The sequence below is a fragment of the Rhizobium sp. P1_C7 genome (assembly GCF_056406295.1).
Genome location: NZ_JBFUAL010000022.1, coordinates 1 through 20,011 on the forward strand (window position 1 = coordinate 1; position 20,011 = coordinate 20,011).

Sequence of the window (20,011 nt, forward strand, 5' to 3'; positions counted from 1 at the left end):
AGAAGGCGGCCGTCACACGCCGTTCTTCACGAACTACCGTCCTCAGTTCTACTTCCGTACGACTGACGTGACCGGCATCGTTTCGCTTCCGGAAGGCACGGAAATGGTTATGCCTGGCGACAACGTTACGGTTGCCGTCGAGCTTATCGTTCCGATCGCAATGGAAGAAAAGCTGCGCTTCGCGATCCGCGAAGGCGGCCGTACCGTCGGCGCCGGCATCGTTGCCTCCATCGTCGAGTAGTCTTCGGAATGGCCGCTCCACCCGAGCGGCCGATTCGTTGACAATATTATGATGCAGGCGGTCCTGGCCGCTTGCTTATTACAAAGAAATGTTGCAAATGGCGCGCGAGCGCTATTTGCGCCCTGCTTCGTTTATAGATGCGGGTGACTACAGCAAACAATAAGGTGGGCTGGAAGGCCTGAAGACTGGATAGGGACACCGCAGCCCGGCGTCTCTCTCGATCTTTGAAACCGGTGGTCCGCCTTAGGAATAAAAACAGCCCGTGCCTATCCGAAGGCACGCGGGATAACAAACACAAGGATAACGTCGAATGAACGGCCAAAATATCCGCATTCGCCTGAAGGCGTTCGATCACCGCATTCTCGACGCTTCGACGCGCGAGATCGTGTCGACGGCGAAGCGCACCGGAGCTAGCGTCCGGGGCCCCGTTCCGCTTCCGACTCGCATCGAGAAGTTTACGGTTAACCGGTCCCCACACATCGACAAGAAGAGCCGCGAGCAGTTCGAGATGCGCACACACAAGCGCCTTCTCGACATCGTTGACCCGACACCGCAGACGGTAGACGCGCTGATGAAGCTCGATCTCGCCGCTGGTGTCGATGTTGAGATCAAGCTCTGAGCCCTGCTCGAGCTGAGTTGGAAGGATTGAACCGATGCGTTCAGGTGTGATTGCACAAAAGGTGGGCATGACCCGCGTCTACAACGACGCCGGCGAGCATGTTCCGGTTACCGTACTGCGTATGGAAGGCTGCCAGGTTGTAGCCCAGCGCACAGTAGAGAAGAACGGCTATGCCGCAGTTCAGCTTGGTGCTGGCACGGCGAAGGTCAAGAATACGTCGAAGGCAATGCGCGGCAATTTCGCTATTGCCAACGTCGAGCCGAAGGCGAAGCTCGCTGAATTCCGTGTTACGGAAGACAACCTGCTCGACGTCGGCACCGAGATAAAGGCTGGCCACTTTGCCGCCGGACAGCTCGTCGATGTCACGGGTACGACGATTGGTAAGGGCTTTGCCGGCGCCATGAAGCGTCACGGCTTCGGCGGTCTCCGCGCCACGCACGGTGTGTCGGTTTCGCACCGCTCGCACGGTTCGACTGGCTCGCGTCAGGATCCGGGCAAGGTTTTCAAGAACAAGAAGATGGCTGGTCACATGGGCCAGACGCGCGTTACGACTCAGAACCTTGAAGTGGTGTCGACCGATGAAGATCGCGGTCTTATCCTGATCAAGGGTGCAGTACCCGGTTCCAAGGGTGCCTGGATCATTGTGCGCGACGCCGTCAAGTCGGCCGCGAAGTAAGGGAGCCAGACCAATGGAATTCAACGTCAAGACCCTCGAGGGAAAAGACGCAGGGAAGGTTTCTCTTTCTGACGCGATTTTCGGCCTCGAGCCCCGTGAAGACATTCTTGCCCGCGTCATCCGCTGGCAGCTTGCCAAGAAGCAGCAGGGCACACACAAGGCCAAGGGCCGCGCCGAAGTATGGCGCACCGGTGCCAAGATGTACAAGCAGAAGGGTACGGGCCGCGCTCGTCACCATTCGGCTCGTGCTCCGCAGTTCCGCGGCGGTGGTAAGGCTCACGGCCCCGTTGTTCGCAGCCACGAACACGACCTTCCGAAGAAGGTTCGCGCTCTCGGCCTGCGCCTCGCACTTTCGGCGAAGCTGAAGTCCGATGATGTCATCATCATCGACAACCTGGTCGCTGCTGAAGCAAAGACCAAGGCACTGGCATCGGTTTTCGAGACGCTCGGCCTGACCAACGCCCTCTTCATCGGTGGCGCTGAACTTGATGGCAACTTCAAGCTCGCTGCAAAGAACATCCCGAATATCGATGTTCTGCCGATCCAGGGCATCAACGTTTATGACATCGTGCGCCGTGGCAAGCTCGTGCTTTCCAAGGCTGCCGTTGAAGCTCTAGAGGAGCGTTTCAAGTGACCGATCTTCGCCACTATGATGTGATCGTCTCGCCGGCGATCACCGAAAAGTCCACTCTGGTATCCGAAAACAACCAGGTTGTTTTCAATGTCGCCAAGACGGCGTCAAAGCCGGAAATCAAGGCTGCAGTCGAGGCGCTATTCGGCGTCAAGGTCACGGCCGTCAACACTCTGCTCCGCAAGGGCAAGACCAAGCGTTTCCGCGGTTTTGTCGGCAAGCAGAAGGACGTGAAGAAGGCAATCGTGACTTTGGCTGAAGGCCAGACGATCGACGTCTCCACCGGTCTCTGAGGAACAAAAAGATGGCATTGAAAACATTCAATCCTACAACCCCGAGCCAGCGTCAGCTGGTCATCGTCGATCGCTCCTCGCTCTACAAGGGCAAGCCGGTCAAGGCGCTGACGGAAGGTTTGACCAAGAGCGGTGGTCGTAACAACCTCGGCCGCATCACCGCCCGCTTCATCGGCGGTGGTCACAAGCGCACTTATCGTCTGGTCGACTTCAAGCGTCGCAAGTTCGACGTTGAAGGCACCGTCGAGCGTATCGAATACGATCCGAACCGCACGGCGTTTATCGCCCTCATCAGCTATGCTGACGGCGAGCAGGCCTACATCATCGCTCCGCAGCGCATTGCTGCCGGCGACAAGGTTATCGCTTCGGAAAAGGCCGTCGACGTAAAGCCCGGCAACACGATGCCGCTGCAGTTCATTCCGGTCGGCTCCATCATCCACAACGTGGAAATGAAGCCGGGCAAGGGCGGTCAGATCGCGCGCTCTGCCGGTTCCTACGCACAGCTCGTCGGCCGCGACCAGGGCATGGCGATCCTTCGCCTGAACTCCGGCGAACAGCGTCTCGTCCACGGCTCTTGCCTTGCATCGATCGGCGCCGTCTCCAACCCTGACCACGCCAACATCAATGACGGCAAGGCCGGTCGCACTGTTTGGCGCGGCAAGCGTCCGCATAACCGCGGTGTCGTCATGAACCCGGTCGACCATCCGCACGGCGGTGGTGAAGGCCGCACCTCTGGTGGCCGTCACCCTGTTACTCCGTGGGGCAAGCCGACCAAGGGCAAGCGCACACGGTCGAACAAGTCGACCGACAAGATGATCATGCGCTCGCGTCACCAGCGTAAGAAGTAAGAGAGGAAGTCTCCAATGGCTCGTTCAGTATGGAAAGGTCCGTTCGTTGACGGCTATCTTCTCAAGAAGGCTGAGAAGGTTCGTGAAGGCGGACGTGCAGAAGTAATCAAGATCTGGAGCCGTCGCTCCACGATCCTGCCGCAGTTTGTCGGTCTCACCTTCGGCGTCTACAACGGCAGCAAGCATATTCCGGTCAACGTCAATGAAGACATGGTCGGCCACAAATTCGGTGAATTCTCTCCGACCCGTACCTACTACGGTCACGGTGCGGACAAGAAGGCAAAGAGGAAGTAACATGGGCAAGGCAAAAGCCGAACGCCGGCTGAAGGACAACGAGGCGCAAGCAGTCGCCCGCACGCTCCGCGTCAGCCCACAGAAGCTCAACCTCGTCGCCGCGGCTATCCGCGGCAAGAAGGTTGATCGTGCACTCGCTGAGCTGGAATTCTCCCGCAAGCGCATTGCAGGTGCTGTCAAGAAGACGCTTGAATCTGCAATCGCCAACGCCGAGAACAACCATGATCTCGACGTTGACTCGCTGGTCGTGGCGGAAGCTTACGTCGGCAAGTCGATCGTCATGAAGCGTTTCCATGCTCGTGGCCGTGGCCGTGCATCTCGCGTTGAGAAGCCGTTTGCTCACCTCACGATCGTTGTCCGCGAAGTGCAGGCACAAGAGGAGGCCGCATAATGGGTCAGAAAATCAATCCAATCGGTTTCCGTCTTGGCATCAACCGTACCTGGGATAGCCGCTGGTTTGCGGACAATGCCGAGTATGGTCAGCTGCTGCACGAAGACCTGAAGATGCGCAAGTTCGTGATGAGCGAACTGAAGCAGGCCGGTATTTCCAAGGTGGTTATCGAGCGTCCGCACAAGAAGTGCCGCGTTACGATCCACTCGGCTCGTCCGGGCCTGATCATCGGTAAGAAGGGCGCAGACATCGACAAGCTCCGCAAGAAGCTGTCGGACATGACGAATTCCGAAACGCACCTCAACATCGTTGAAGTTCGCAAACCGGAAGTCGACGCTGTTCTGGTCGCCCAGTCGATCGCTCAGCAGCTCGAGCGTCGTGTAGCTTTCCGTCGCGCCATGAAGCGCGCCGTTCAGTCTGCAATGCGTCTTGGCGCCGAAGGCATCAAGATCACGTGCGCAGGCCGTCTTGGCGGTGCTGAAATCGCTCGTACGGAGTGGTATCGCGAAGGTCGCGTTCCGCTGCATACGCTGCGCGCTGACATCGACTACGGCACAGCTGAGGCGGAAACCGCTTTCGGTATTTGCGGCATCAAGGTTTGGATCTTCAAGGGCGAAATCCTTGAGCACGATCCGATGGCCTCCGAGCGCCGCGCACTCGAGGGTGACGCTCAGGGTCCGGCTAGCCGTGATCGCGATCGTCGCCGCGACAACGCTTAATAGCGTTGGTGGCAGATAAGTTCGGAGAATAAGAAAATGTTGCAGCCAAAGCGTACCAAGTACCGCAAGCAATTTAAGGGCCGCATCAAGGGCGTCGCCAAGGGTGGTTCAGACCTCGCATTCGGCGAATTCGGCCTTAAGGCTCAAGAGCCGAACCGCGTCAATGCACGCGAGATCGAAGCGGCTCGCCGCGCGATCACGCGTTACATGAAGCGCGCCGGCCGTGTGTGGATCCGCGTGTTCCCGGATGTTCCGGTAACCGCAAAGCCGACCGAAGTCCGTATGGGTAAGGGTAAGGGCTCCGTTGAATATTGGGCATGCAAGGTCAAGCCAGGCCGCATGATGTTCGAGATCGACGGTGTCAGCGAAGAGATCGCTCGCGAAGCTCTTCGTCTTGGCTCTGCCAAGCTCTCGGTCAAGACGCGCTTCGTACAGCGCATTGCAGAGTAAGGAGCAAGGCACATGAAAGCCGATGAAGTTCGCGGCCTGACGGCCGATCAGCTCAAGGACAAGCTTGCCGACCTCAAGAAGGAGCAGTTCAACCTGCGCTTCCAGAAGGCCACCGGTCAGCTCGAAAAGTCCTCCCGCGTCAACGAAGTCCGTAAAGACATCGCCCGCGTGAAAACCATTGCCCGCCAGAAGGCGGCAGAAGCAAAGGCCTAAGAATATGCCGAAGCGCATCCTGCAGGGCGTCGTCGTTGGCGACAAGAATGAGAAGACTGTAGTCGTTCGTGTTGAGCGTCGTTTCGCTCACCCGCTGCTCCAGAAGACCGTTCGTCGTTCCAAGAAGTACAAGGCCCACGACGAAAACAACCAGTACAAAATCGGCGACGCCGTTTCCATCGAGGAATGCGCACCGATCTCCAAGGACAAGCGCTGGACGGTCGTTTCCGCCCAGAGCAAGTAAGATTTTTGCGCGAGGCCTTGCGTCTCGCGGAAATATCTGTATGAAGCAGCGTCAGAACGCTCGTTCTTCGAGCGTTCTTTTGCTTTGAGCGCACGGAAGGTCCCGTTGGGAAACCACCCTGGCACGATCGATCCCGCGCTATTCAAGCTATTGCCGTGTTTTCGCCTGCTGTCTTGGCAAGCGGCCGGCTGACAATTTTCATAAGCCGGGGTAGGGGGCGCAAGCCCAACCATCCCGGTAAACCAAGAAGGCGACCTGATATGATTCAGATGCAAACAAACCTCGACGTGGCGGATAATTCCGGCGCACGTCGTGTCATGTGCATCAAGGTGCTGGGCGGCTCAAAGCGCAAGTATGCCTCGATCGGCGACATTATCGTCGTATCGATCAAGGAAGCTATTCCGCGCGGCCGCGTGAAGAAGGGTGACGTGATGAAGGCGGTCGTCGTTCGTACCGCCAAGGAAATCCGTCGCGTTGATGGCAGTGTCATCCGCTTCGACACCAATGCAGCAGTCCTCATCGACAACAAGAAAGAGCCGATCGGCACTCGTATCTTCGGACCGGTTCCGCGCGAACTTCGCGCCAAGAACCACATGAAGATCATCTCGCTCGCTCCAGAAGTACTGTAAGGAGCGCGAACGATGCAAAAGATTCGTAAGGGCGACACGGTCGTCATGCTCGCAGGCAAGGACAAGGGCCGCACTGGCGAAGTCCTTCAGGTTCTGCCTAAGGAAGATCGCGCCGTAGTTCGTGGCGTCAACGTCGTAAAGCGCCACCAGCGCCAGACGCAGACCCAGGAAGCCGGCATCATCAGCAAGGAAGCCTCGGTTCACTTGTCCAACGTCTCGATCATCGACAAGGACGGCAAGCCGACCCGCGTTGGTTTCAAGGTAGTTGATGGCAAGAAGGTCCGTGTGGCCAAGCGTTCTGGAGATGTGATCGATGGCTGACGCAAAATATGAGCCGCGGCTCAAGAAGGAATATGTCGAGCGCATCCGCGCGGCGATGCAGGAGAAGTTCTCCTTCGCCAACGAGATGCAGATTCCCAAGCTCGACAAGATCGTGATCAACATGGGTGTCGGCGAGGCAACGGCTGATTCGAAGAAGCCGTCTGTTGCCGCGGCTGACCTGGCCGCTATTGCTGGTCAGAAGCCGGTCATCACCCGTGCACGCAACTCTATCGCTGGCTTTAAGCTCCGCGAAGATATGCCGATCGGCGCAAAGGTTACCCTGCGCGGCGCTCGCATGTACGAGTTCCTGGACCGTTTGATCAACATCGCGCTTCCGCGCGTTCGCGACTTTCGCGGCCTGAACCCGAAAAGCTTTGACGGCCGTGGCAACTTCGCCATGGGCATCAAGGAGCACATTGTGTTCCCAGAAATCAACTACGATAAGGTTGATCAGATGTGGGGCATGGACATCATCGTTTGCACGACGGCCACCAAGGACGACGAAGCACGGGCTCTCTTGACAGAGTTCAACTTCCCGTTCCGTCAGTAACCGTAACGACGAGCGTAGAAAAGGAACCACACATGGCGAAGACAAGCGCAGTTGAAAAGAACAAGCGCCGCCGTATTACGGTCGCAAACCACGCCGCTAAGCGCGCTGAGTTGAAAGCGATCATCATGAACCAGGCTCTTCCGATCGAAGAGCGGTTCAAGGCCTCGATCAAGCTGGCATCCCTGCCGCGCGATGGATCGAAGACCCGTATTCGCAACCGTTGTGAAGTATCGGGCCGTCCGCGCGCATACTACCGCAAACTGCGCATGTCGCGTATCGCGCTGCGTGAACTCGGCAATCTCGGCAAGGTGCCGGGCATCGTCAAGTCGAGCTGGTAAGGAGCAGGTTAGATGACAATGACTGATCCGTTGGGCGATATGCTCACTCGCATCCGCAACGGCGCTTCTCGCCGCAAGTCGTCGGTTTCGACGCCTGCTTCGAAGCTCCGTGCACGCGTTCTTGATGTTCTTCAGGCTGAAGGCTACATCCGTGGCTATTCCCTTGTCGATTTTGGCAATGGCAAGTCTGAAATCAGCATCGAGCTGAAGTACTATGAAGGCGCATCGGTGATCCGTGAGATCGGCCGTGTGTCTAAGCCGGGCCGCCGAGTTTATGTCTCGGTCAAGTCCATTCCGCAGGTCGCGAACGGTCTCGGCATCACCATCCTTTCGACTCCGAAGGGTGTGATGGCAGATCACCAGGCTCGCGAACAGAACGTTGGTGGTGAGGTTCTTTGCTCGGTCTTCTAAGATTGAGCATCGATCTCCATAGCGAACAGACAGGATTGAAACATGTCTCGTATCGGTAAGAAGCCCGTTCAGATACCTGCTGGGATTACGGCTACGGTCGAAGGCCAGAAGGTCACTGCAAAGGGCCCGAAGGGCGAGCTGTTCTTTGTCGCAAATGACGAAGTCGGCGTTACGCTCGAAAACAATGCGGTTGTAGTCACGCCGCTGACGCAGTCGAAGGATGCTCGTTCGAAGTGGGGCATGTCCCGCACGATGATCGAAAACATCTTCACGGGCGTCAAGGACGGCTATGAGCGCAAGCTCGAAATCAATGGCGTCGGTTACCGCGCAACGCTTCAGGGCAAGAACCTCCAGCTCGCGCTAGGTTTCAGCCACGACGTGATCTATGAGCCCCCGCAGGGCATCACGATCGCTGTTCCGAAGCCGACTGAAATTGTTGTCACTGGCATCAATAAGCAGCAGGTCGGTCAGGTTGCGGCTGAAATCCGCGAATATCGCGGTCCTGAGCCTTACAAGGGCAAGGGCGTCAAGTATGCCGGCGAACGGATCGTTCGCAAAGAAGGCAAGAAGAAGTAAGGATCACGCGAAATGGCTAGCAGGAAAGAAGCACTTGCACGTCGTGCCAACCGCGTGCGCCGTCAACTCAAGTCGGTGGCCAACGGCCGTCCGCGCCTGTCGGTTCATCGCTCCTCGAAGAACATCTACGCTCAGATTATCGATGATGTTGCCGGAAAGACGCTCGCGTCTGCCTCGACCCTCGATAAGGATCTGCGCGGTTCTCTGAAGACCGGTGCTGACACAGCAGCCGCCGCCCTCGTCGGCAAGCTCGTTGCTGAGCGCGCCTCCAAGGCTGGCGTCAACGAAGTCGTATTCGACCGTGGCGCCTTCATCTATCACGGCCGTATCAAGGCTCTGGCAGATGCAGCCCGCGAAGGCGGTCTGACCTTCTGATTAAGATTTCCGGCCGGACCGTCAAGGTGCCGGCCGGATTTTCACCGGACCGCAAACACTCTTCTTGAGGAGAGGTTGATGCGGTCTTCGTTTTGTTTGCCGTTTGCACCCGGAAAAGAAAAAGGAAAAGGACAATGGCACAGGAAAGAAGAGGTTCTCGCGACGATCGCCAGAACCGCGAGGAACGCGATAGCGAGTTCGTCGACAAGCTGGTCGCGATCAACCGCGTCGCTAAGGTTGTAAAGGGTGGCCGGCGTTTTGGTTTCGCTGCTCTCGTCGTCGTCGGTGACCAGAAGGGCCGCGTCGGCTTTGGTCACGGCAAGGCACGCGAAGTGCCGGAAGCAATCCGCAAGGCTACCGAAGCTGCTAAGCGCGAACTGATCTTCGTACCGCTGCGTGACGGCCGTACGCTTCATCACGACGTTAATGGCCGCCATGGTGCCGGCAAGGTTTTGCTTCGTTCGGCCAAGGTCGGTACCGGTATCATCGCCGGCGGTCCGATGCGCGCTGTTTTCGAAACGCTCGGCGTTCATGACGTCGTCGCCAAGTCGACCGGTTCCTCGAACCCATACAACATGGTTCGCGCTACCTTCGACGCTCTGAAGCACCAGGTTCACCCGAAGGACATCGCAGCACAGCGTGGCATAAAGTATGCAACGCTTCAGGCTCGCCGTGCCGCTTCCGGCAACGCCTCTGAAGAATAAGAGGAGTCTGACAGATGGCTAAGGCTACCAAGAAGACTGAAGCGAAGACGGTCACTGTCGAACAGATCGGCAGCCCGATTCGCCGTCCGGACTACCAGCAGCGTACGCTGATCGGTCTCGGACTGAACAAGATGCACCGTCGTCGCACGCTGGAAGATACCCCTTCCGTTCGCGGCATGATCCGTGCTGTCCAGCATCTCGTTCGCGTCGTCGACGAGAAGTAAGCCGGGAGTATTCGCTATGAAACTCAATGAAATTAAAGACAACGAAGGTTCCACCCACAGCCGCAAGCGCCTCGGCCGCGGTATTGGTTCGGGTTCGGGCAAGACTGGTGGTCGCGGTGTGAAGGGTCAGAAGTCCCGTTCCGGCGTCGCCATCAACGGCTTTGAAGGCGGTCAGATGCCAATCTACCGTCGTCTGCCGAAGCGCGGCTTCAACAACATCTTCAAGGCCGACTTCGTTGTCGTGTCGCTGGAGCGTGTTCAGGCGGCGATCGACGCGGGCAAGCTCGACGCCAAGTCGACGGTCGATGCAGCAGCTCTCAAAGCTGCCGGGGTTATCCGCCGCATCAAGGACGGCGTTCGCGTTCTCGGTGACGGCGAGCTGAAGGCAAAGGTCAAGTTCGAAGTTGCTGGCGCCTCCAAGCCGGCTGTCGAAAAGATCGAAAAGGCTGGCGGTTCCGTCACGCTTCTTTCTGCCGCAGCTGCGGAATAATATAATCTATGATAAGTCGCCCGGGGTGCTTCACACCGGGCGATTTTGCTCCCATATGTGAGCCTCACAAAACCGCTCGGACGCACGTGCGTCAGGGACGGTACGACGAAAAACAAGGGTGAGGCATAGGTTGCGCCCGCAATCCGTCCGAAACCCGCTTTTGAATAATTCAGAATGCTGATTCGGGGTCCAGTTCACTTGGTTTGGATCCGAAATTGGCAGCGCGGAGAATCGCATGGCGTCTGCAGCGGAACAGTTGGCTTCCAACCTTAATTTCTCGACCTTCGCCAAAGCCGAGGATCTCAAGAAGCGCTTGTGGTTCACACTTGCAGCTCTCCTCGTGTACCGGTTGGGTACGCATATTCCGCTCCCGGGTCTCAATCCTGAAGCCTACGCTCAGGCCTTCCGTGGCCAGTCCGGTGGCATCCTCGGTCTTTTCAACATGTTCTCGGGCGGCGCCGTACAGCGTATGGCGATCTTCGCGCTGGGTATCATGCCATATATCTCCGCTTCGATTATCGTGCAGCTGATGACTTCGGTCGTTCCGGCGCTCGAGAACCTGAAGAAGGAAGGCGAGCAGGGTCGCAAGATCATCAACCAGTACACCCGCTACGGCACCGTGCTTCTCGGCGCCCTGCAGGCCTACGGCATTTCCGTCGGGCTCGAGAGCGGCAATGGTCTCGTGGTCGATCCGGGCATCTTCTTCCGTGTTTCGACTGTCATCACGCTGCTCGGCGGCACGATGTTCCTGATGTGGCTGGGTGAGCAGATCACTTCGCGCGGCATCGGCAACGGTATATCGCTCATCATCTTCGCCGGCATCGCCGCAGGTCTTCCGACCGCTCTGGCCGGTACCCTGGAACTCGGCCGTACCGGAGCACTGTCGACGACGCTCATTCTCGCGGTTATCGTTGTCGCGATCGCCGTCATTGCGGTCATCGTCTTCGTTGAGCGTGCGCAGCGTCGCCTTCTGATCCAGTATCCGAAGCGCCAGGTGGGCAACCGTATGTTCCAGGGCGATACCTCGCATCTGCCGCTTAAGCTCAATACTTCTGGCGTCATCCCGGCGATCTTCGCTTCCTCGCTGCTCTTGCTTCCGGCGACCATCGCTGGTTTCGCCAACACCACTGCCCTGCCGGCGTGGGCAACGTCCATCGTGGCTGCACTCGGTCACGGCCAGCCGCTTTACATGCTCCTCTACGGTCTGTTGATCGCCTTCTTTGCTTTCTTCTACACGGCAATTGTCTTCAATCCGAAGGATACGGCCGACAATCTGAAGAAGCACGGCGGCTTCATCCCCGGCATTCGTCCGGGCGAACGGACCGCGGAATACATCGACTACGTGCTAACCCGCATTACGGTCATCGGCGCGATCTACCTCGTCTTCGTGTGCATTCTGCCGGAAATTCTGGTGTCGCAAACTGGCATTCCATTGTCTCTCGGTGGCACTTCGCTTTTGATCGTGGTTAGCGTAACGCTCGATACGGTGGCACAGATCCAGGGTCACCTGATCGCACAGCAGTACGAAGGCCTGATCAAGAAATCGAAGTTGCGTGGAGGAAAGAGGGGGCGATGAGACTCATACTGTTAGGGCCGCCGGGCGCGGGTAAGGGGACCCAAGCTCAGCGGATCGTGGAGAAATACGGTATTCCGCAACTTTCCACCGGCGATATGCTTCGTGCCGCTGTTGCGGCAGGTACGGAGGTCGGCAAGCGCGCAAAGGCTGTCATGGACGCTGGCAAGCTTGTCTCCGACGAGATCGTCAACGCTATCGTCTCAGAGCGTCTCGATGCGCCGGACTGCGCCAAGGGGTTTATTCTCGACGGTTTTCCACGGACCCTGGTCCAAGCCGATGCGACTGAAGCCATGATGAAATGCAAGGGCATCGAACTGTCCACGGTCATTGAAATCCAGGTGGACGACAATATCTTGGCCGACCGTGTTTCGGGTCGCTATAGCTGCGCCAACTGTGGCGCAGGGTACCACGACACCAACGTTAAGCCGACGGTGGAAGGGGTCTGCGACCGTTGCGGTTCTACACACTTTAAGCGTCGGCCAGACGACAATCGTGAGACGGTCGTCACCCGTCTCGGTGCCTATTACAAGGAAACGTCACCGCTGATCGGCTACTACTATGCCAAAGGTAAGTTGAAGTCGGTGGATGGCATGGCCGACATTGATCACGTCACCGGCGAGATCGAGGCGGTTCTTTCGAAGCTTTAAACCTTCGGAAATAAAACTTGGCGGGAACGGTTGCTTTTCTGCACTGATTCCGCTAAACACCGCGCCAACTCGCGACATCTAATGCGGTCGGCGCGGACTTCCTAAAATGGAATTCCGGGTTCGGTCGTTTTGACATGTACGAACCCAAATCTGAACGAGCGGCCATTCCCGGCTGCCTAACGAAAAGCCTCTTGCCGGATGGCAACTGGAACGCAAGGAGAATAGGCGTGGCACGTATCGCTGGCGTCAACATCCCGACTGCAAAGCGCGTTGTTATTGCGCTGACGTATATTCACGGGATTGGTTCGAAATTCGCACAGGAAATCGTCGAGAAGGTCGGTATTCCGGCTGATCGGCGTGTAAATCAGCTGACTGACGCTGAGGTCCTGCAGATCCGCGAAACCATCGACCGCGATTATCAGGTTGAAGGCGACCTGCGTCGCGAAACCTCGATGAACATCAAGCGTCTGATGGACCTGGGCTGCTACCGCGGCCTGCGTCATCGCCGTGGCCTTCCGGTCCGCGGTCAGCGCACGCACACCAATGCTCGTACCCGCAAGGGGCCCGCAAAGGCGATCGCTGGTAAGAAGAAGTAATTTCCGGGAAACCGGAGGTGAGGGGGCTGGCGGTCTGCGCCGGCCTCTTTTGAGTTTCGGGCAGGGCCGCAAGGTCTCGTTCCGGTGTAGCCGCTGGTATTACGGCGGTGAAGAGATCCAAGAAAGGGATTTAGATGGCCAAGGAAGCCGTACGCGTTCGCCGTCGCGAACGTAAAAACATTTCGTCGGGTGTTGCCCACGTCAACTCGACGTTCAACAACACCATGATCACCATCACCGATGCACAGGGCAACGCGATTGCCTGGTCTTCTGCTGGCGCCAAGGGCTTCAAGGGCTCGCGCAAGTCGACCCCGTTCGCAGCTCAGATCGCTGCTGAAGACTGCGCCAAGAAGGCTCAGGAACACGGGATGAAGTCCCTGGAAGTCGAAGTTTGCGGCCCGGGTTCTGGCCGTGAATCCGCTCTGCGCGCGCTCCAGGCTGCTGGCTTCATGATCACGTCCATCCGCGACGTGACGCCGATCCCGCACAATGGCTGCCGCCCGCGCAAGAAGCGCCGCGTCTGATCATCGCCATTCACAACACCGGTGGGCGGTTTCTCGTTCCCGGTGCTTCTCAAGCTCGGTTGCCACGATTGGATGGTGGCAACGAACGGAAGGCAAAAATATGATTCAGAAAAACTGGCAGGAATTGATCAAGCCGAACAAGGTCGAGTTCTCTTCGAGCTCGCGCATCAAGGCGACGCTCGTAGCAGAGCCGCTGGAGCGCGGTTTCGGCCTCACCCTCGGCAACGCGCTTCGCCGCGTTCTGCTGTCCTCGCTGCGCGGTGCCGCAGTGACGGCCGTGCAGATCGATGGCGTGCTGCATGAGTTCTCGTCGATTCCTGGCGTCCGCGAAGACGTTACGGACATCGTCCTCAACATCAAGGAAATCGCCATCAAGATGGATGGCGATGACGCAAAGCGCATGGTCGTGCGTAAGCAGGGGCCGGGCGTTGTAACGGCTGGTGACATCCAGACGGTCGGTGATATCGAAATCCTCAACCCCGAGCATGTCATCTGCACGCTCGATGAGGGCGCCGAAATCCGTATGGAATTCACCGTCAACAACGGCAAGGGCTACGTTCCGGCCGATCGCAATCGTGCGGAAGATGCTCCGATCGGTCTCATCCCGGTCGACAGCCTTTATTCGCCGGTCAAGAAGGTGTCCTACAAGGTTGAAAATACCCGCGAAGGACAGGTTCTCGACTACGACAAGCTGAACATGACGATCGAAACCGATGGTTCGATCACCGGCGAGGATGCTGTCGCTTTTGCGGCCCGCATTCTCCAGGATCAGCTTGGCGTGTTCGTCAACTTCGACGAGCCGCAGAAGGAAACCGAAGAGGAAGCAGTCACCGAACTTGCTTTCAACCCGGCTCTCCTGAAGAAGGTGGACGAACTCGAACTGTCTGTTCGCTCGGCAAACTGCCTGAAGAACGACAACATCGTCTACATCGGCGACCTCATTCAGAAGACCGAAGCAGAAATGCTCCGCACGCCGAATTTTGGTCGCAAGTCGCTGAACGAAATCAAGGAAGTTCTCGCTTCCATGGGCCTGCACCTCGGTATGGAAGTGCCGGCATGGCCGCCTGAGAACATCGAAGATCTCGCAAAGCGCTACGAAGACCAATACTAACGTTCAAACGGCGGGCGAGATGCCTGCATGTGAAGGAGAATAGCAATGCGCCACGGTAAAGCCGGCCGCAAGCTGAATAGAACCGCTAGCCACCGCAAGGCAATGTTTGCCAACATGGCGGCTTCGCTCATCACCCATGAGCAGATCGTGACGACCCTACCGAAGGCGAAGGAAATCCGTCCGATCGTTGAAAAGCTCGTAACCCTCGGCAAACGCGGCGACCTGCACGCTCGTCGTCAGGCGATCTCGCAGATCCGCGATGCCGCTGTCGTTTCGAAGCTCTTCGACACGATCGCTTCGCGCTACGCAACCCGCAACGGCGGCTACCTGCGTATCATGAAGGCTGGCTTCCGTCAGGGCGACAACGCTGCGCTCGCAGTCATCGAATTCGTTGATCGCGACACCTACGCCAAGGGCGCAGCTGACAAGGCTCGCGTCGAAGCCGAAGCCGCCGCTGCTGAAGCCGCTTGATATTTTCCGGTCCGCCGGAAGCAAAACAGCCGGGCTGCGAAGCCCGGCTGTTTTCGTTTGTGGACGCCATTGGAATGCGACCTTCTACTTGAAGCATGTGTCACGAAGCGCGTATAGTCGTATAGTCGCCCGGCTCAATTGATATAAGCGAATCCTAGTTTGCTGGCCGTGCGGCCGTCGACACGTTGGCTTGGCGACCGCGTCCGACCTTCCTGCTCCGGGCGATCGGCCGCCAAGAGCGATAGAGGATCAGCAGGATGATCATGCCGACGTAGATATATTGCTCGAGACCGAGCAGCTTCGTTGAGAGTGCGAAGTGCACTGCGCCGCAGGCCGCAATGATATAGACCAGCCGGTGCAACCATACCCATTTCGGTCCGAGGCTGCGGATCGAGTAATTGTTGGAGGTAATCGCTAGGGGCACCAGCAATGTAAGCCCGGCCATGCCGAACATGATGAACGGCCGCTTCAGCACGTCGTCCACGACCGCAGAGACGTCGAGCGCCTGGTCCAGCACCATGTAGACCGTGAAATGCATCACCACGTAGTAAAAACAGATAAGGCCAAGTGCGCGGCGATAGCGCAGGTAGTTCCAGCCGAGGAGATCGCGGGCAGGGCTGACGGCAAGTGTCAGGATGAGGAAGCGGATCGCCCATAGGCCGAGAAACAGCTCGAACGTCTTGACGGGGTCGGCGCCGAGCTGATCCGACGCGCCGAGATAGAAGGTCCAGGCGGCCGGCATCAGACCTACGACGTAGAGCAGCCAGACGGATGCCGGCTGCCAGCGCTTCGGCAGATTGAAAAACGGGGCCGCCATCAGAAATTGGCCTTGAGATCCATGCCCGCGTAGAGGCTAGCAACCTCGTCGGCATAGCCGTTGAAGGGCAGGGTCTTGTGGCGGCTGGCACCGAAGAAGCCGCTTTCGCCGATACGCCGTTCGGTCGCCTGGCTCCAGCGCGGGTGATCGACCGTCGGGTTGACGTTGGCATAGAAGCCGTATTCCTGCGGGTTCGTCACCTGCCAGGTGTTCTTCGGCTCTTTGTCGGTCAGTGTGATCCGCACGATCGACTTGATGCCTTTGAAGCCGTACTTCCAGGGCACGACCAGTCGGATCGGCGCGCCATTCTGATTGGGCAGCGTTTCACCATAGAGGCCGACGGCAAGCAGCGTCAGCGGGTGGGTTGCCTCGTCAAGGCGCAGTCCCTCGATATAAGGCCACTCGAGGGATTGGAATATGCCTTTCTGGCCCGGCATTTCTTCCGGACGCACGACGGTTTCGAAGGCGACGTACTTGGCGCTTCCGAGCGGCTCGACCTTGTTGAGCAACGCAGCCAGCGGAAAGCCGTCCCATGGGATCACCATCGACCAGGCTTCGACGCAACGCATCCGGTACGTGCGGCTCTCGATCGGGAATTCCTTCATCAGCGCCTCGATGTCGAAGATGCCGGGCTTGCCGACCATACCATCGACCTTGACCGTCCACGGCAACGGCTTGAAGTCGCCGGACAATGCGGCGGGATCGCCCTTGTCGAGGCCGAATTCGTAGAAGTTGTTGTAGGTCGTGACGTCCTTCATTGGTGTTGTTCTTTCATCGACTGCGTACTTGCTCTCGACGGCGGAGAGAGCTGCGGCACTCGCTTTGCCGGCGCTGTAAACCGCCATGGCTCCAAGTGCCGCTGCGCCAAGAAACTCTCGGCGCCGAACATAGAGCTGACGCGGCGTGATCTCGGAGGAGTTTATTCGGGATGGGCGATAAACGGGCATCGGAAAGCCTTTTGAGCATGATGACTCGGGCATAGGAGTTAAACGCATCATACGTGTATTCGGATCATTGTTTATGCCGTCCTGAGTGCCTACGGGAAGGCAATTTTTTGTGTACGGCCGTGATGGAATATTCTGTAACAAAACACGCGGCGCCGACGTATATGCGCGTCGGTATTTAGATGAAGATATGGCGTACCGCTTTCGGCTTTCCCGGTAGTGACAGTACAGGCGGTTTGGACTACGACAATTCCAAAAGCAGTGATTGCCCGGCCGCAATTCTTTTGCCGCCCTGCATCGTGGACAACTTCCGACACGTTGAGGAATACGCCTATGCCAGTCTATCGTTCCAGAACCACGACCCACGGCCGTAATATGGCGGGTGCGCGCGGCCTTTGGCGCGCAACGGGCATGAAGGATTCGGACTTCGGGAAGCCGATTATCGCTGTGGTGAACTCCTTCACCCAATTCGTTCCCGGCCACGTTCACCTTAAGGACCTCGGCCAGCTGGTCGCACGCGAGATCGAAGCCGCCGGCGGCGTCGCAAAGGAATTCAACACGATCGCCGTAGATGACGGCATCGCTATGGGCCACGACGGCATGCTCTATTCGCTGCCGTCACGCGAACTGATCGCCGACAGCGTTGAATACATGGTCAACGCCCACTGCGCCGACGCCATGGTCTGCATCTCCAACTGCGACAAGATCACCCCCGGCATGCTGATGGCGTCTCTGCGCCTCAACATCCCGACGGTATTCGTGTCCGGCGGACCGATGGAGGCCGGCAAGGTCACGATGCACGGCAAGAGGGTGGCGCTCGACCTGGTCGATGCCATGGTGGCCGCCGCCGACGATAAGATCAGCGACGAGGATGTTGCCGTCATCGAACGCTCCGCCTGCCCGACCTGCGGTTCCTGCTCGGGTATGTTCACGGCCAATTCGATGAACTGTCTGACCGAAGCCCTTGGCCTGTCATTGCCCGGGAACGGTTCGACGCTTGCCACCCATTCCGATCGCAAGGGGCTCTTCCTTGAAGCCGGCCGCCGTATCGTCGCTTTGGCCAAGCGCTACTACGAGCAGGACGACGTCACTGCCTTGCCGCGCACTATCGCGAGCAAGGGCGCCTTCGAAAACGCCATGGCGCTCGATATCGCAATGGGCGGATCGACCAATACCGTGCTCCATATTCTGGCGGCAGCCCACGAGGGCGAAATCGATTTCACCATGGACGACATCGACCGTTTGTCCCGTCGCGTTCCCTGTCTCTCGAAGGTCGCGCCCGCAAAGGCCGACGTTCACATGGAGGACGTGCATCGCGCCGGCGGCATCATGGCTATCCTGGGCGAGTTGAACCGCGCTGGCCTGCTCAACGTCGATCTTCCAACCGTTCACGCGTCGACGATGCGCGAAGCGCTGGCTCAGTGGGATATCGCCGTCACCGACAACAAGGCAGCCCTCGAGCTCTTCAGCGCGGCGCCCGGCGGCGTCCCGACGCAGGTTGCCTTCAGCCAGAGCTCACGCTGGGAAGAACTCGACCTCGACCGTGAAAAAGGCGTCATCCGCGACGCCCAGCATCCGTTTTCCAAAGACGGCGGCCTAGCTGTCCTCAAGGGAAATCTGGCGCTTGATGGCTGCATCGTGAAAACTGCAGGCGTCGATGAATCGATCCTGAAGTTCTCGGGCCCTGCGCGTGTCTTCGAAAGCCAGGATGCTTCCGTCAAGGCGATCCTTGCCAACGAGGTCAAGGCCGGCGACGTTGTCGTCATTCGCTACGAGGGCCCGAAGGGCGGCCCGGGCATGCAGGAAATGCTCTATCCGACAAGCTACCTGAAGTCGAAGGGCCTCGGCAAAGCCTGTGCGCTGATCACCGATGGCCGCTTCTCCGGCGGCACCTCGGGTCTTTCGATCGGCCACGCTTCTCCCGAGGCCGCCAATGGCGGCACGATCGGCCTAGTCCGCGAAGGCGACACGATCGACATCGACATTCCGAACAGGACCATCAACCTGCGCGTCGACGACAAGGAACTGGCCACGCGCCGCGCCGAACAGGAGGAAAAGGGCTGGCATCCGGCAGAACCGCGCAAGCGCAATGTCACCACCGCGCTCAAGGCCTATGCTGCCTTTGCAACGAGCGCCGATCGCGGCGCGGTACGCGATCTCGGCGGCCGCTGATCTACCTGCCGATAAGAATCAGACGCTCACAAGACCGGTCGCTTCAAAGCGGCCGGTTTATTTTTTTGTATGTATCATCCAGTTGTTTCAGGCGCTCGTCATAGGCAGCCTTGATGCAACTCGTATCCGCCTCGCATGCCTGTCTCTTCTTGAGCCACGCCGTCTGCTCGTCCTGTAGCGTCCCGCGTGAGCCCATCGCCAGGAGCCCCGAGAGAATGTCGAATGTGGTGACCATCTTCACATCGGCATCGTTGAGAGCGCGGGTGTCGCAGATCGCCTTCTCATCGGGCTTCAATTCTTTGTTGTCGCAGTTGAAACTCGCCGCATTGGCGATGCCGGATGTGAGGGCCAGGACGGCGGCGGCCGTGAGGAGGATGGAGCTGCGGTATCGCGTCATGCATTCGTTCCTGTTCCATTGCTATCTGGCTCTTGTCAGCGCCATGGCGACGAAGATGATGCAGCACAGCCAGACGGCAAGCACAAAAAACAGACCGCAGCGGCTGACGTGACGCGCGAGGGGCTCTATCGCTGCCGTGCGAAACTCGACCATCAGTTCCGGGCAACGAGGCGGATGGCCAGCATGATGCCGATTGGCACGAAATCAGGTCGTCCAGATATCCCAGAACCGGAATGAAATCGGGGATCAGGTCGACGGGTGAAAGCGCATGGGCAGCCACAGCCCAGCCACTGCTTTGGCATACCAGGGAACGCGGTCGTCGCGAGCGGCGAGCCAATAGCGCGACAATGTCGCGCTCTAGTGATTTCGCCCATGTTTTGATCTTTGATATCAGCAGCATGGCGCCTGTTTCTGACTCATTTTGGCAGCTAACTTCAGCATCGCGTGAGCGCGCGCACACTTCCATGCTTCCGCCCTCTTTCCTTTCTAGCGTCCGGCGCTACAACGTCTTCTCACGAG

The 20,011-nt window shown here is 58.3% G+C and carries 32 protein-coding genes and 1 pseudogene; 29 read left to right on the forward strand and 4 right to left on the reverse strand.

Features of this window, described 5'->3' with window-relative positions; genetic code table 11:
• From AC1D2R_RS25875 to rplQ, 28 genes are all read left to right on the forward strand, one after another.
• On the forward strand, positions 1-241 hold a 241-nt coding region (locus tag AC1D2R_RS25875), incomplete at its 5' end, for an EF-Tu C-terminal domain-related protein (protein ID WP_477971867.1).
• Positions 242-551: 310 nt separating this feature from the next.
• Positions 552-860 carry a 30S ribosomal protein S10 gene (rpsJ, locus tag AC1D2R_RS25880; protein WP_003547547.1) on the forward strand — a complete coding sequence of 103 codons (309 nt, stop codon included), beginning with the start codon at positions 552-554 and terminating at the stop codon, positions 858-860.
• A 34-nt stretch (positions 861-894) separates the two neighbouring features.
• Complete coding sequence (rplC, locus tag AC1D2R_RS25885; RefSeq protein WP_037063273.1) at positions 895-1,536, forward strand: 50S ribosomal protein L3; 642 nt, start codon at positions 895-897, stop codon at positions 1,534-1,536.
• Positions 1,537-1,549: 13 nt separating this feature from the next.
• A complete protein-coding gene (rplD, locus tag AC1D2R_RS25890) occupies positions 1,550-2,170 on the forward strand; it encodes a 50S ribosomal protein L4 (protein ID WP_037063276.1) in 621 nt (206 codons plus the stop codon).
• A complete protein-coding gene (locus tag AC1D2R_RS25895) occupies positions 2,167-2,460 on the forward strand; it encodes a 50S ribosomal protein L23 (protein ID WP_037063279.1) in 294 nt (97 codons plus the stop codon). The genes rplD and AC1D2R_RS25895 overlap by 4 nt, the downstream gene beginning before the upstream one ends.
• Before the next feature lie 11 nt (positions 2,461-2,471).
• Complete coding sequence (gene rplB, locus AC1D2R_RS25900; protein ID WP_477971869.1) at positions 2,472-3,308, forward strand: 50S ribosomal protein L2; 837 nt, start codon at positions 2,472-2,474, stop codon at positions 3,306-3,308.
• 15 nt (positions 3,309-3,323) lie between these two features.
• A complete protein-coding gene (rpsS, locus tag AC1D2R_RS25905) occupies positions 3,324-3,602 on the forward strand; it encodes a 30S ribosomal protein S19 (protein WP_018900272.1) in 279 nt (92 codons plus the stop codon).
• A 1-nt stretch (position 3,603) separates the two neighbouring features.
• Complete coding sequence (rplV, locus tag AC1D2R_RS25910; RefSeq protein ID WP_477971871.1) at positions 3,604-3,993, forward strand: 50S ribosomal protein L22; 390 nt, start codon at positions 3,604-3,606, stop codon at positions 3,991-3,993.
• Entirely contained in the window at positions 3,993-4,712 is a 720-nt protein-coding gene (gene rpsC, locus AC1D2R_RS25915; protein WP_018900270.1) for a 30S ribosomal protein S3, read from the forward strand. The genes rplV and rpsC overlap by 1 nt, the downstream gene beginning before the upstream one ends.
• Before the next feature lie 36 nt (positions 4,713-4,748).
• The gene (gene rplP / locus AC1D2R_RS25920; protein WP_003573792.1) at positions 4,749-5,162 is read left to right on the forward strand and encodes a 50S ribosomal protein L16; all 414 of its coding nucleotides are present in this window, start codon (positions 4,749-4,751) and stop codon (positions 5,160-5,162) included.
• Positions 5,163-5,174: 12 nt separating this feature from the next.
• Positions 5,175-5,375: a 50S ribosomal protein L29 gene (gene rpmC / locus AC1D2R_RS25925; RefSeq protein ID WP_037063288.1), complete on the forward strand. Its 201-nt coding sequence runs from the start codon at positions 5,175-5,177 to the stop codon at positions 5,373-5,375.
• A gap of 4 nt (positions 5,376-5,379) precedes the next feature.
• Positions 5,380-5,619: a 30S ribosomal protein S17 gene (gene rpsQ / locus AC1D2R_RS25930; RefSeq protein ID WP_057467178.1), complete on the forward strand. Its 240-nt coding sequence runs from the start codon at positions 5,380-5,382 to the stop codon at positions 5,617-5,619.
• Between the two features lie 260 nt (positions 5,620-5,879).
• A complete protein-coding gene (gene rplN / locus AC1D2R_RS25935; RefSeq protein WP_037063292.1) occupies positions 5,880-6,248 on the forward strand; it encodes a 50S ribosomal protein L14 in 369 nt (122 codons plus the stop codon).
• A 12-nt stretch (positions 6,249-6,260) separates the two neighbouring features.
• Positions 6,261-6,569 (forward strand): 50S ribosomal protein L24, encoded by a 309-nt coding sequence (gene rplX / locus AC1D2R_RS25940; protein ID WP_037063294.1) that lies wholly within the window; start codon positions 6,261-6,263, stop codon positions 6,567-6,569.
• On the forward strand, positions 6,562-7,119 hold the full coding sequence (gene rplE / locus AC1D2R_RS25945; RefSeq protein ID WP_037063297.1) for a 50S ribosomal protein L5: 558 nt from the start codon (positions 6,562-6,564) through the stop codon (positions 7,117-7,119). Before rplX ends, rplE begins: the two co-directional genes overlap by 8 nt.
• A gap of 32 nt (positions 7,120-7,151) precedes the next feature.
• A complete protein-coding gene (rpsN, locus tag AC1D2R_RS25950; RefSeq protein ID WP_057467180.1) occupies positions 7,152-7,457 on the forward strand; it encodes a 30S ribosomal protein S14 in 306 nt (101 codons plus the stop codon).
• Positions 7,458-7,469: 12 nt separating this feature from the next.
• Complete coding sequence (gene rpsH / locus AC1D2R_RS25955; RefSeq protein ID WP_037063300.1) at positions 7,470-7,868, forward strand: 30S ribosomal protein S8; 399 nt, start codon at positions 7,470-7,472, stop codon at positions 7,866-7,868.
• Between the two features lie 42 nt (positions 7,869-7,910).
• Positions 7,911-8,444: a 50S ribosomal protein L6 gene (gene rplF, locus AC1D2R_RS25960; RefSeq protein ID WP_057467181.1), complete on the forward strand. Its 534-nt coding sequence runs from the start codon at positions 7,911-7,913 to the stop codon at positions 8,442-8,444.
• Between the two features lie 12 nt (positions 8,445-8,456).
• Positions 8,457-8,819, forward strand: a complete 363-nt coding sequence (gene rplR, locus AC1D2R_RS25965; RefSeq protein WP_477971874.1) for a 50S ribosomal protein L18 — start codon at positions 8,457-8,459, stop codon at positions 8,817-8,819.
• 134 nt (positions 8,820-8,953) lie between these two features.
• Positions 8,954-9,523: a 30S ribosomal protein S5 gene (gene rpsE / locus AC1D2R_RS25970; RefSeq protein ID WP_037063307.1), complete on the forward strand. Its 570-nt coding sequence runs from the start codon at positions 8,954-8,956 to the stop codon at positions 9,521-9,523.
• Positions 9,524-9,537: 14 nt separating this feature from the next.
• On the forward strand, positions 9,538-9,747 hold the full coding sequence (rpmD, locus tag AC1D2R_RS25975) for a 50S ribosomal protein L30 (protein WP_037063309.1): 210 nt from the start codon (positions 9,538-9,540) through the stop codon (positions 9,745-9,747).
• 16 nt (positions 9,748-9,763) lie between these two features.
• A complete protein-coding gene (gene rplO, locus AC1D2R_RS25980) occupies positions 9,764-10,237 on the forward strand; it encodes a 50S ribosomal protein L15 (protein ID WP_037063311.1) in 474 nt (157 codons plus the stop codon).
• A gap of 235 nt (positions 10,238-10,472) precedes the next feature.
• Positions 10,473-11,813 (forward strand): preprotein translocase subunit SecY, encoded by a 1,341-nt coding sequence (gene secY, locus AC1D2R_RS25985; RefSeq protein ID WP_477971876.1) that lies wholly within the window; start codon positions 10,473-10,475, stop codon positions 11,811-11,813.
• Positions 11,810-12,460: an adenylate kinase gene (locus tag AC1D2R_RS25990; RefSeq protein ID WP_477971878.1), complete on the forward strand. Its 651-nt coding sequence runs from the start codon at positions 11,810-11,812 to the stop codon at positions 12,458-12,460. The genes secY and AC1D2R_RS25990 overlap by 4 nt, the downstream gene beginning before the upstream one ends.
• A 227-nt stretch (positions 12,461-12,687) precedes the next feature.
• Positions 12,688-13,056 (forward strand): 30S ribosomal protein S13, encoded by a 369-nt coding sequence (rpsM, locus tag AC1D2R_RS25995; RefSeq protein ID WP_037063318.1) that lies wholly within the window; start codon positions 12,688-12,690, stop codon positions 13,054-13,056.
• Between the two features lie 134 nt (positions 13,057-13,190).
• The gene (gene rpsK / locus AC1D2R_RS26000) at positions 13,191-13,580 is read left to right on the forward strand and encodes a 30S ribosomal protein S11 (protein WP_003547577.1); all 390 of its coding nucleotides are present in this window, start codon (positions 13,191-13,193) and stop codon (positions 13,578-13,580) included.
• Positions 13,581-13,680: 100 nt separating this feature from the next.
• Positions 13,681-14,691: a DNA-directed RNA polymerase subunit alpha gene (locus AC1D2R_RS26005; protein WP_037063320.1), complete on the forward strand. Its 1,011-nt coding sequence runs from the start codon at positions 13,681-13,683 to the stop codon at positions 14,689-14,691.
• Positions 14,692-14,736: 45 nt separating this feature from the next.
• Positions 14,737-15,162, forward strand: coding sequence for a 50S ribosomal protein L17 (gene rplQ / locus AC1D2R_RS26010; RefSeq protein ID WP_007531696.1), 426 nt, complete (start codon positions 14,737-14,739; stop codon positions 15,160-15,162).
• A gap of 154 nt (positions 15,163-15,316) precedes the next feature.
• Here rplQ and msrQ read toward each other — a convergent pair whose 3' ends face one another.
• Entirely contained in the window at positions 15,317-15,979 is a 663-nt protein-coding gene (gene msrQ / locus AC1D2R_RS26015; protein WP_477971880.1) for a protein-methionine-sulfoxide reductase heme-binding subunit MsrQ, read from the reverse strand.
• A complete protein-coding gene (msrP, locus tag AC1D2R_RS26020; protein ID WP_477971882.1) occupies positions 15,979-16,926 on the reverse strand; it encodes a protein-methionine-sulfoxide reductase catalytic subunit MsrP in 948 nt (315 codons plus the stop codon). Before msrP ends, msrQ begins: the two co-directional genes overlap by 1 nt.
• A 330-nt stretch (positions 16,927-17,256) precedes the next feature.
• Here msrP and ilvD point away from each other — a divergent pair, with 330 nt between their 5' ends.
• Positions 17,257-19,095 (forward strand): dihydroxy-acid dehydratase, encoded by a 1,839-nt coding sequence (gene ilvD / locus AC1D2R_RS26025; RefSeq protein ID WP_477971884.1) that lies wholly within the window; start codon positions 17,257-17,259, stop codon positions 19,093-19,095.
• Positions 19,096-19,138: 43 nt separating this feature from the next.
• On the opposite strand, the gene AC1D2R_RS26030 is transcribed toward ilvD, so the two are convergent.
• Entirely contained in the window at positions 19,139-19,492 is a 354-nt protein-coding gene (locus tag AC1D2R_RS26030; RefSeq protein WP_477971886.1) for a lysozyme inhibitor LprI family protein, read from the reverse strand.
• Positions 19,493-19,513: 21 nt separating this feature from the next.
• A pseudogene (locus AC1D2R_RS26035) lies at positions 19,514-19,892 on the reverse strand (YkvA family protein).
• Positions 19,893-20,011: the final 119 nt, after the last annotated feature.